11 protein-coding genes are annotated in these 10974 nt (G+C 69.4%); 6 read left to right on the forward strand and 5 right to left on the reverse strand.

Translation table 11 applies throughout. The annotated features are described in order from the left end of the window. Positions 1–38: 38 nt before the first annotated feature. The 3 genes from AC5DRG_RS03540 to AC5DRG_RS03550 all read right to left on the reverse strand — a co-directional run bounded on the left by AC5DRG_RS03540 (position 39) and on the right by AC5DRG_RS03550 (position 3067). Positions 39–923, reverse strand: coding sequence for a glycoside hydrolase family 19 protein (locus AC5DRG_RS03540; RefSeq protein WP_491807971.1), 885 nt, complete (start codon positions 921–923; stop codon positions 39–41). Positions 924–1140: 217 nt separating this feature from the next. Beyond that, positions 1141–2532 (reverse strand): aldehyde dehydrogenase family protein, encoded by a 1392-nt coding sequence (locus AC5DRG_RS03545; protein WP_491807972.1) that lies wholly within the window; start codon positions 2530–2532, stop codon positions 1141–1143. Between the two features lie 88 nt (positions 2533–2620). Continuing rightward, entirely contained in the window at positions 2621–3067 is a 447-nt protein-coding gene (locus AC5DRG_RS03550; RefSeq protein ID WP_491807973.1) for a MarR family winged helix-turn-helix transcriptional regulator, read from the reverse strand. A 137-nt stretch (positions 3068–3204) separates the two neighbouring features. On the opposite strand from AC5DRG_RS03550, the gene AC5DRG_RS03555 reads away from it, so the two are divergent. The 6 genes from AC5DRG_RS03555 (at position 3205) to urtE (ending at position 9379) form a co-directional block, all read left to right on the forward strand. Then, positions 3205–4317: a substrate-binding domain-containing protein gene (locus tag AC5DRG_RS03555; protein ID WP_491807974.1), complete on the forward strand. Its 1113-nt coding sequence runs from the start codon at positions 3205–3207 to the stop codon at positions 4315–4317. Positions 4318–4612: 295 nt separating this feature from the next. Then, a complete protein-coding gene (gene urtA / locus AC5DRG_RS03560; RefSeq protein WP_491812960.1) occupies positions 4613–5833 on the forward strand; it encodes an urea ABC transporter substrate-binding protein in 1221 nt (406 codons plus the stop codon). A 63-nt stretch (positions 5834–5896) separates the two neighbouring features. Continuing rightward, positions 5897–6793: an urea ABC transporter permease subunit UrtB gene (urtB, locus tag AC5DRG_RS03565; RefSeq protein ID WP_491807975.1), complete on the forward strand. Its 897-nt coding sequence runs from the start codon at positions 5897–5899 to the stop codon at positions 6791–6793. Next, the gene (gene urtC / locus AC5DRG_RS03570) at positions 6790–7917 is read left to right on the forward strand and encodes an urea ABC transporter permease subunit UrtC (protein WP_491807976.1); all 1128 of its coding nucleotides are present in this window, start codon (positions 6790–6792) and stop codon (positions 7915–7917) included. The genes urtB and urtC overlap by 4 nt, the downstream gene beginning before the upstream one ends. Beyond that, positions 7914–8687, forward strand: coding sequence for an urea ABC transporter ATP-binding protein UrtD (urtD, locus tag AC5DRG_RS03575; protein ID WP_491807978.1), 774 nt, complete (start codon positions 7914–7916; stop codon positions 8685–8687). The genes urtC and urtD overlap by 4 nt, the downstream gene beginning before the upstream one ends. Beyond that, complete coding sequence (urtE, locus tag AC5DRG_RS03580) at positions 8687–9379, forward strand: urea ABC transporter ATP-binding subunit UrtE (RefSeq protein WP_491807979.1); 693 nt, start codon at positions 8687–8689, stop codon at positions 9377–9379. The genes urtD and urtE overlap by 1 nt, the downstream gene beginning before the upstream one ends. 9 nt (positions 9380–9388) lie before the next feature. Here the strand turns inward: urtE and AC5DRG_RS03585 are convergent, their stop codons facing one another. Next, positions 9389–10603 (reverse strand): RNA polymerase sigma factor, encoded by a 1215-nt coding sequence (locus AC5DRG_RS03585; protein WP_491807980.1) that lies wholly within the window; start codon positions 10601–10603, stop codon positions 9389–9391. Then, complete coding sequence (locus AC5DRG_RS03590) at positions 10603–10956, reverse strand: YciI family protein (protein ID WP_491812961.1); 354 nt, start codon at positions 10954–10956, stop codon at positions 10603–10605. Before AC5DRG_RS03590 ends, AC5DRG_RS03585 begins: the two co-directional genes overlap by 1 nt. Positions 10957–10974: the final 18 nt, after the last annotated feature.

Raw genomic sequence — 10974 nt, forward strand, 5'->3', positions numbered from 1 at the left:
ATAGTCAGGTGCATGACACCATGCCCTGCGATCGGGCGTCAGCAGTAGAGGTTGCCGCCCGGTGAAGTCCCGAGGATGGAGGTGAACCGGTTGTAGGCGTCGACGCGGCTCTGCACCTGTGCGGGGTTCTTGCCGTCGCATTCCAGGGAGCCGTTGATGCTGCGGATGGTCTGGCCGAAGCCGGCTTGGTTGACCATGGCGTTGTGGGGGGTCATGGTGCCGGGGCCGGTCTGGGTGTTCCAGTACCACAGGCCGGTCTTCCAGGCGACGGACGCGTCGTTCTGTACCAGCCAGGGGTTGTTGAGGAGGTCGAGGCCGAGTGCGTCGCCTGCGGCCTTGTAGTTGAAGTTCCAGGACAGCTGGATGGGTCCGCGGCCGTAGTAGGCGGCCTGGCCGGCCGGGCAGCCGTAGGACTGGCTCCAGTCGCAGTACGTCGGGTAGTTGGCGGTGTTCTGCTCGACGATGTGGACCAGCCCGCCGGTCTCGTGGTTGACGTTGGCGAGGAAAGCGGCGGCCTCCTGCTTCTTCACGGTGTCGCTGCCGGTGTTCGCGAAGGCCGGGTAGGCGCTCAGCGCGGCGGTCAGGCCGCTGTAGGTGTAGAACGAATTCCGGCTCGGGAACATCTGGTTGAACTGCGCCTCGGAGACGACGAATCCGGACGGAGTGCCGGAGCCGTCACAGGCGTACGGCTCCCAGTACCAGGTGCTGATCGTCGGGTCGTAGCCCGGGTTGTCGTGCTCGGCGACGTACGCCTTGCCGTCGGTGTAGCGGACGATGTCGCCGGTGACATACGACTTGCCCGCCACCCAGCTGGGATAGCTGGAGCAGGCGGCTGCGGACGCGCCCGAGGCCGGAAGGAGCACGGGGGCCATGCCTCCGAGGACGAGTGCGGTCAGAACAGCGGATATGCGGCGCCTCGACACAGGGTCAACTCCTCTGCGGAGCACGGCCGACCCCACCAAGGGCAGGGCGGAGCACAGCCTTGTGCGCACGAGCCGGTCGGACCGGCCACGGCGTGGGGGCGGCCGTGGTGGGGGGTGTGGAGGCTCACTCAACCGCGTTGGTCTGTACCAGTCAAGGGTGTAGACCAGTCAACAGGGACGGCGACTCGGCCGCCCCCTCGGCCGAGTTGGAGTCCGTTCAGCTCAGCGGCTTCGCCAGCACCGCCTTGCGGTGGCTGAACGTCTCGATGGAGTAGCGGCCGTGGTAGCTGCCCATGCCGCTCTCCCCCACGCCACCGAACGGCAGGTCGGAGACGGTGAGATGGGCGAGCGGCAGGCCGTAGCCGAGGCCGCCGGAGGAGGTTTCGGCGGCGATCCGGGAGCGGGTGTCCTCGGACTCGGTGAACACGTACAGGGCGAGGGGCTTGTCCCGGTCGTTGATGAAGTCGATCGCCGCGTCCAGGTCGGCGACGGTGACGACGGGCAGGATCGGGCCGAAGATCTCCTCCCGCATCACCGGCGACTTGGGGTCGACGTCGGCGAGGACGGTCGGCGCGATGTACTTCGTCGTACGGTCACTGCCGCCGCCGACGACGACACGGCCCGAGTCGAGCAGGCCGGCGAGCCGGTCGAAGTGGCGTTCGTTGACGATGCGGCCGTATTCGGTCGAGTCGGCGGGGTCGGTGCCGTAGAGCGCCTCGACGGCACGCGCGAGTAGGGGCTCGAGCGCGGCGGCGGTCTCCGGGTCGGTCAGGACGTAGTCGGGGGCCACACAGGTCTGGCCGGCGTTGAGGAACTTGCCGCGGGCCAGCCGGTCGGCTACGACGTTCAGGTCGGCGTCGTGGTCGACGAACGCCGGGGACTTGCCGCCGAGTTCGAGGGCGACCGGGGTGAGGTGCTCGGCGGCGGCGCGCATGACGATGCGGCCGACGGCGCCGTTGCCGGTGTAGAAGATGTGGTCGAAGCGCTCGGCCAGCAGGGCCGTGGTCTCCGGGATGCCGCCCTCGACGACGGCGACCGCGTCGGTGTCGAGGTAGGCAGGCAGGAGACGGGCCAGCACGGCGGAGGTGGTGGGGGCCATCTCGCTGGGCTTGGCGACCACCGCGTTGCCGGCGGCCAGCGCGCCGATCACGGGGGTGAGCAGGAGCTGGACCGGATAGTTCCAGGGGGCGATGACGAGGACGACGCCCAGCGGGTCGTACTGCGTCCAGGCCGTGGCGTCGGCGCCGAGGTGGGCCGGGACGGGGGCGGGCTCGGGGCGCAGCCAGTCGGTGAGGTGGTCCAGGGTGTGGTCGATCTCGCGGATCGTGAAGTCGATCTCTGTGCGGTAGGCCTCCGTGCTGCTCTTGCCCAGGTCGGCGTGGAGGGCGGCGGCGATGTCGTCGCCGTTCTCCGTGAGCATCTCGCGCAGGCGGCCAAGCTGCGCGGTGCGCCACTCGACGGGCTTGGTGCGGCCGGTGCGGAAGGCGGCGCGCAGCCGGGCCACGATGTCGGCGGGCTGCTCGGGGGTGGAGTGGTTCACGGTGCCTCGCTGGTGGTGCGCGGGCCTTTCGGCCGCGTGCGGTCGGGTCGGGCGGTCAGCTCGATGCATATACCAACCATCACCCCGGAGGGAGAATTCCGGACACGCGGAAACTACTTTTCGTGATCAGAACGTCACGGGTGGATACCCGGACACCTCAGGAGGCGGACTCCGTCGCAGCCCCTTCGAAGGCGCCCACCAGCCGTTCCAGCAGGGCGCGCAGCAGTTCGTCGTCTCCGTCGCTCAGCACCGGCCACTGGGCGCGGACCTCACGGCTGACCTTGCGCCAGTAGGTCTCGCCGCGCGGTGTGAGGTAGGTGAGGATGCGACGCCGGTCCAGGGGGTCGACGCGCCGGTAGACGAGGTTCTGGTCGACGAGGTGGTCGACCAGTTTGGTGAGGGTCGGCGGCGGCAGGAAGACCGCTCCGGCGACGGCGGTCATGTAGTGGCCCTCGCCGTCGGAGAGCAGGGAGAGCACCCGCCAGGCGTCGAGCGAGCAGCCGTCCGCGTCGAGGGCGGCCTGGAGCCGCCGTGCCGCAAGGCGTTCGGCCTGGGTCAACAGCTGCATCAGATCCTGGGGCTGACGCGGAGGTGGAGTGGGCATCCTTCTCCTTGGTGCCGGAGTGCCCAACATCGTACAAGTCCCGCTCCGCCTGTGGTTCGCGCACGCCTGCCGCCGCCGGGACGACCGCACCACGAGACGGACTGGAGTTCACCGGTCGGACCCGGAATCATGACCTCATGTTCCAGCTCGACCCCCACCCGCTCGACTGGTTCACCGTCGATGACTCCGTGTTCAGCGTGGCGCTCGTCTTCCCCATGCAGGGCGCCGCGGGAATCTTCGGGCCCACCTGCGAGTTGTGCGCGCGGCTCGCCGCCGAGGAGGTCAACCACGCGGGCGGGGTGCTGGGCAAGGAACTGCGACTGCTGCCGGTCGACGGCGGCGCCGAGCCGGGTGAGATCGCCGACCGGGTAGGGGCGTTGGTGGATCTGGGCGTCGTCCAGGGCGTCACCGGCTGGCACATCTCCTCGGTCCGGCAGGCACTGGCCCCGCGGATCGCGCACCGCGTCCCGTACGTCTACACGGCGTTGTACGAGGGCGGGGAGCACACCACGGGTGTCTTCCTGACCAGCGAGACGCCGGACGACCAACTGCGGCCCGCGATGCGTCTGTTGGCGGCCGAGCACACGGTGCGGCGCTGGTTCGTGATCGGCAACGACTATGTGTGGCCCCGCCGCACCGCGCTGGCGGCACGCACGTACGCGCGCGAGTCCGGGGGCGGCATCTGCGGGCAGGCCTACCTCCCGCTCGGCACGCATGAGTTCGACCAGGTGCTGCGCCGGATCGAGCAGTCGGAGGCGGACGCGGTGCTGATGCTCCTCGTGGGCAGTGACGCCGTCCGCTTCAACCGCGCGTTCGCCGCGTCCGGGCTCGACCAGCGCTGCCTCAGACTGAGCACGCTGATGGACGAGAACATGCTGATGGCCAGCGGACCCACGGCCACCGAGGGCCTCTACAGCACCGCCGGATTCTTCTCCTCTCTCGCCAACCAGGACACCCTCGACTTCCACGGCCAGTACGCCGGAAGGTTCGGCGTCGAGGCGCCGGCCCCGGGCAGCCTGGGCGAATCGTGTTACGAGGGCGTCCTGTTGCTGGCCGCGCTCATCGCCCGGGCCAGGACTCTGGACGTGACCGCGATCGGCGCGAGTGCCGACTCCGTGTCGTACGAGGGGCCACGGGGACTCCTGCGGCTGCGGGGCAGCCATGTGAAGCAGCGGATCTACCTCGCCCGCGCGGACGGCGTCGACTTCGACGTGCTCACCCAGCTGGACGCCGACCCGGCCCGCCCTTGACATGCGCCTCACCACGCCGAGATACTTCCCTCAGGAAGTAACTAGAATGCCTCGGGCGAACTGTGAATGCATCTCAAGCATTCCGCCCCGGGCATTTTTTGTTTTCCCCTTCTTTCCCGTCGGGAGCCGGAAGATACAGGCGGGTAAGTGCCGCGAAACAGCTTGGAAACAGGGCGACTTGAAGCTGTGACCGCACTTCAGGCCCCTGAAGGGCTGGCCTTTCCTTTTCAGGTGTCCCATAGGGGACAAGGGGGTTCTTTTGTCCAGCGTTCCCAGCATTTTCCGCCGCCGGCTGATGGCCGGTACCGCGGCGCTCGCCGCCGCCGTCGTGCTCTCCGCGTGCGGCGCCAAGACCAGTGAGGCCGGCTCCTCCGACGAGGCCGCGAAGGCCGACGTCAGCGGTGACACGGTCAAGGTCGGTCTCCTCAACTCGCTGTCCGGCACGATGGCGATCAGCGAGGTGACCGTACGCAACTCGCTGGAACTGGCGATCTCCGAGATCAACGCCTCCGGCGGCGTCCTCGGCAAGCAGATCAAGCCGATCAGCGAGGACGGCGCCTCCGACTGGCCGACCTTCGCCGAGAAGGCGCAGAAGCTGATCAGCGAGGACCGGGTGGCGGCCACCTTCGGCTGCTGGACCTCCGCCAGCCGCAAGGCCGTCAAGCCGGTCTTCGAGAAGAACAAGTCCCTGCTGTTCTACCCCGTGCAGTACGAGGGGCTTGAGGAGTCCCCGTACATCTTCTACACGGGCGCGACCACCAACCAGCAGATCGTCCCGGCGCTCGACTACCTCAAGAGCAAGGGCCTCAAGAAGCTCTACCTGGTCGGCAGCGACTACGTCTTCCCGCGTACCGCCAACAAGGAGATCAAGGCGTACGCCGAGGCCAACGGCATGACGATCGCCGGTGAGGACTACGCGCCGCTGGGCTCCACGGAGTTCAGCACGATCGCCAACAAGGTGAAGGCGTCGAAGGCGGACGCGGTCTTCAACACCCTCAACGGCGACTCCAACGTTGCCTTCTTCAAGGAGTACAAGTCCGCGGGCCTGACCGCCAAGTCCATGCCGGTCGTCTCGGTGTCGATCGCCGAGGAGGAGGTCAAGTCGATCGGCGCCCAGTACCTGGCGGGCCAGTTGACGGCCTGGAACTACTACCAGACCACCACGGGCGCGGCGAACACCAAGTTCGTGAAGGCGTACAAGGCCGAGTACGGCCAGGACAAGCCGACCAGTGACCCGATGGAGGCCGCGTACACCTCGGTCTACCTGTGGAAGGCGATGGTCGAGAAGGCGAAGTCCTTCGACCCGGAGAAGGTGAAGGCCGCCTCCGACGGCATCACCTTCGACGCGCCCGAGGGCAAGGTCACCGTGGACGGCGCCAGCCAGCACATCTACAAGACGGCCCGGATCGGCGAGATCGGCACCGACGGTCTGATCAAGGAGGTGTGGAACTCCGGCGAGCCCATCAAGCCGGACCCGTACCTCAAGGGCTACTCGTGGGCCTCCGGCCTCTCCTGACCGCCCCTCCGCGGGGGCCTCGCACGCCGAGGCCCCCGCGTCCCGCCTCCCCGGAGCCGCCGTATGACCGTGATCCTCGGTCAGACCTTCACCGGCATCAGCATCGGTGCCGTCCTGCTGCTCATCGCGCTCGGCCTGTCGCTCACCTTCGGCCAGATGAACGTCATCAACATGGCCCACGGCGAGTTCATCATGGCGGGCGCCTACACCACATACGTCCTTCAAAAATCCATATCCAGCGCGGGAATTTCACTGCTGGTCGCGCTTCCCGTCGCTTTTCTCGTCTCGGGGGCGCTCGGCGCACTGCTGGAATGGCTGCTGATTCGCCGTCTGTATCTCCGGCCACTCGACACGCTTCTCGTCACGTGGGGCGTCTCACTGATGCTCCAGCAACTCGCCCGTGACATTTTCGGGGCGCCGAATGTGCAGACCCGTGCGCCGGACGTGCTCACCGGGAACATCACGATCATCGGCGGCGACGATCCGCTCACCTTCGCCAACAGCCGCCTGTTCATTCTGGGGTTGGCGATCGCGGCCGTGGTCGCTCTCTCTCTGACGCTGCGGCTGACGCCGCTGGGCCGCCGTATCCGGGCCGTGGTGCAGAACCGCGACCTCGCCGAGGTGTCCGGGATCTCCACGTCCCGCGTCGACCGCACCGCCTTCTTCATCGGGTCCGGGCTCGCGGGCGTGGCCGGGGTCGCGCTCACGCTGGTCGGTCCGATCGGGCCCACGATGGGCACCAACGTCATCATCGACGCCTTCCTGGTGATCGTGGTCGGCGGCATCGGGCAGCTCAAGGGCAGCGTGATCGTCGCCTTCGTGCTGGGCGTGCTGCAGTCGGTCCTCGAGTACTCGACCACGGTCAGTGTCGCCAAGGTGCTGGTCCTCGTGGCCATCGTCGCGTTCCTCCAGTGGCGGCCCCAGGGGCTGTACACGCTGCGTACGAGGAGTCTCGTATGAGCCCGCAGAAAGTGACTCTCCCCAACGTGCCTCTGCTGAAAGGCCGTTCGGCCCGGGCCGTGGCGGGATTCGCGGCGGCTGCCGTAGTGCTGTTCGCCCTCGCTCCGCTCGCCCTGTCCGACTTCCGGCTCGGGCTGCTCGCCAAGTACCTGTGCACGGCCATGGTCGCGGTCGGCATCTGTCTGGCCTGGGGCCGCGGCGGGCTGCTGACGCTCGGCCAGGGCGTGTTCTTCGGGCTCGGCGGCTACGCGATGGCGATGCATCTGAAGATCGCCGACGCCGGGCCGGGCAACCTGCCCGACTTCATGGCGCTGTACGGCACCGCCACCGAACTCCCCTGGTGGTGGAAGCCGTTCGCGAATCCCCTGTTCGCGCTCGCGGCGACCGTGCTGCTGCCGATGGCCGTCGCCGCGATCCTGGGCTCGTTCATCTTCCGGCGCAGGGTCAAGGGCGCCTACTTCGCGATCCTCAGCCAGGCCCTCGCCGCCGCCTTCGCCATCTGGCTGATCGGCCAGCAGGACACGACCGGCGGCACCAACGGACTCACCGACATCCAGGGCTTCTTCGGCTACGACCTCAACGACCCGCTCAACCAGCGGACGGTGTACTTCATCATCGCCGCGTGTCTGCTCGCCCTGATCGCGATCGCCCGCCAGCTGATCCACAGCCGGTACGGCGAACTCCTCGTCGCCGTAAGGGACTCGGAGGAGCGGGTGCGCTTCCTCGGGTACAACCCGGCGAACGTGAAGCTCGTCGCGTACGTCGTGGCGGCGGGCATGGCGGGCCTCGCGGGCGCGCTGTTCGTGCCGGCCGTCGGCATCATCTCGCCGGCGATGATCGGCATCGTGCCGTCCATCGAGTTCGTGATCGGCGCAGCGGTGGGCGGCCGGGCCAGCCTGGTCGGCGCGGTGCTCGGCGCGATCGGCGTGGCCTGGGCCAAGACCGCGTTGTCGGAGGAGTTCCCGGCGGCCTGGACCTACTTCCAGGGCCTGCTGTTCATCGTGGCGCTCGCCTTCCTGCCCGGCGGACTCGCCTCGCTGGCCGGGATCGTACGCCGGTGGCGGGCCGCCAGGCAGCCGGCCGGGGAACCCGCGACCGCACTTCCCGTGGGAGAAGCAGCATGACCGAGCTGGCAGGGCTTGAGATACGGCAACTGCGCGTGTCCTTCGACGGGTTCACCGCCGTGGACGGTGTGGACCTCGACGTGCGGCCGGGCGATCTGCGGTTCCTCATCGGGCCGAACGGCGCGGGCAAGACGACCCTCGTCGACGCCGTCACCGGCCTGGTGAAGGCGGCGGGCTCGGTCCGCTTCGGCGAGGACGAGCTGCTCGGGCGGAGCGTCCACAAGATCGCCCGGTCGGGCATCGGGCGTACGTTCCAAACCGCCACCGTCTTCGAGGAGTTGACGGTCCTGCAGAACCTGGACATCGCGGCCGGCGCGGGCCGCAGCGCGTGGACGATGCTGCGGCGCCGCAAGGACGTGCCGGAGTCCGTCGCCAAGGCGCTGGAGACGGTCGGGCTCACCGAACTCGCCGACTCCCCCGCCGGGATCCTCGCGCACGGCCAGAAGCAGTGGCTGGAGATCGGCATGCTGCTCGTGCAGGACGTGCGTCTGCTGCTGCTCGACGAGCCGGTCGCCGGGATGAGCCACGACGAACGGCAGTCCACCGGCGAGCTGTTGGAGCGCATCAGCGAGGAGCGGACCGTCGTCGTCATCGAGCACGACATGGACTTCATGCGCTCCTTCGCGCGCAGCGTGAGTGTGCTGCACGCGGGCAAGGTGCTCAGCGAGGGCACGGTGGCCGAGGTGCAGGCCGATCCCAAGGTGCAGGAGGTGTACCTCGGGCACGCCGCCCGGGAGACCGCTTCCGACGTGGCCGTACAGGAGGCGTGATGCTTGAGATCAACGACGTCCGCGTCGGCTACCACCGCAGTACCGTCCTGCACGGCGTCTCCGTCGAGGTCCCCAGGGACGGGGTCGCCGCCGTGCTCGGGCACAACGGCGCCGGCAAGAGCACCCTGCTGCGCGCGGCGGTCGGGCTGCTCACGCCCTCCAGCGGCACCATCCGCCTGGACGGCGAGGACATCACCCGCCGCAAGCCGCACGAGCGGGTCGCGCGCGGGATGGCGTACGTCCCGCAGGGCCAGCAGGCGTTCCCGCACCTGACGACCGCGGAGAACCTCCAGCTGGTGGCCGACGGACGCAAGCGCGGGAAGGAGGCGATCGCGGAGGCGCTGGACCTGTTCCCGGCGCTGCGGACCCTGTCCGGCCGCCGGGCGGGCCTGTTGTCGGGCGGTCAGCGCCAGCAACTCGCCATCGCCCGCGCCCTGGTGACGGAGCCTCGGATCCTCCTCCTCGACGAGCCGACCGAGGGCATCCAGCCCTCCGTGGTCGCCGAGATCGAGGAGACGATCCTGGCTCTGGCCGCCCGGGGCGGACTCTCCGTGCTCCTGGTCGAACAGCACGTCGGCTTCGCGATGCGGGCCGCCCAGCGGTACTACGTCCTGGAGGCCGGGCGGGTCACGTCGTCCGGCGAGGGCGGCAAGGAGTCGGAGCTCGCGGTCCGGGAGGCGCTGAGCGTGTGAGGCTCGGCGTCATCGGTGTTCGAGTTCCCGCCGCCGGCGGGTCAGGAAGGCCCGTTCCGCCAGGTTCTCCGTGAGGGTGATGGCCGCCTCGTACGCCCGTACCGCCTCGGTGTCGCGGCCGAGGCGGCGCAGCAGATCGGCGCGGACGGCGTGGAAGACGTGGTAGCCGTCGAGGTCGAGGGCGTCCACGAGGTCGAGGGCCGGTCCTGGGCCCTCGACCTCGGCAACCGCGACCGCCCTGTTCAGGGCGACGACCGGGCTCGGAGCTACGGCGCTCAGCTGGTCGTAGAGCTGAAGGATCTGACCCCAGTCGGTGGCGTCCGCGGTCGGCGCGTCGCTGTGGACGGCGTTGATCGCGGCCTGGATCTGGTACGGCCCCGGTCGGCCCCGGCGCAGACAGCGGCGGACGAGCCCCTGTCCCTCGACGACCAGGTCGCGGTCCCAGCGGGCGCGGTCCTGCTCGGGCAGCGGCACCAGTTCCCCGTTCTCGTCCTCCCGGGCGGCCCGGCGCGACTCCACGAGGAGCATCAGCGCGAGCAGGCCGGTGACCTCCGGTTCGTCCGGCATGAGCTCGGTGAGCAGCCGGCCGAGGCGTACGGCTTCGGCGCACAGCCCGGGCTCGCCCGTGTAGCCCTCGTTGAAGATCAGATAGATGACGGCGAGGACACCGCCCAGCCGGTCGGGGAGGTCGGCATCGCGCGGCACCCGGTACGGGATGCGGGCGTCCCTGATCTTCGCCTTGGCGCGCACCAGGCGCTGGGCCATGGTGGGCTCCGGCACCAGGAAGGCGCGGGCGATCGCAGCCGTGGTGAGCCCGCCGAGCAGGCGCAGGGTGAGCGCGACCCGGGCCTCGGGAGCGAGCGCCGGATGGCAGCAGGTGAAGACGAGGCGGAGCCGGTCGTCGCGCACGGGTCCCTCCTCGGGCGGCGTGTCGGGTGCGTGGAGCAGGGCGGCCTCGGCGTGGCGGGCCGAGCGGGACGACTCGCGGCGCAACCGGTCGATGGCGCGGTTACGGGCGGTCGTGATGATCCAGCCGGCGGGACTGGGCGGCACACCCTCCTCCGGCCAGCGCTGGACGGCCGTGGTGAACGCGTCCTGGACCGCTTCCTCGGCGAGGTCGATGTCGCCGAGGAAGCGGATGAGGACGGAGACCGCGCGACCGTACTCCGCACGGAAGACGGCCTCCACGTCCGGGGCGGGTCCATCCGGGGCGTCTGCCGCCATCAGTCCTCGGCCGCGTGCAGGAAGGGGCGCACCTCGATCGGCAGGGTGGTCGCCAGCGCCGCCTTGCGGCCCCATTCCAGGGCGGCGTCCAGGTCGGGGGCCTTGATCAGACAGATCCCGCCGAGGTGTTCCTTGCCCTCGGCGTACGGGCCGTCGGTGATCAGTACGTCGCCGTCGCGGGGGCGCAGCACGGTGGACACCTCCGGGCCGTGCAGCCCGCCCGCGAACACCCACGAGCCCGCTGCCCGCAGCTCCTCGTGGAAGACGTCGAGGTTCTTGCCGATCTCGGCCAGCACCTCGGGCGCGGGCGGCTCTCCCACCGGCTGCTCCACGCTGAGCAGGTAGTACTTCATGACGTCCTCCTTGGCGTC

This window comes from Streptomyces sp. JLBG701 (assembly GCF_058544905.1).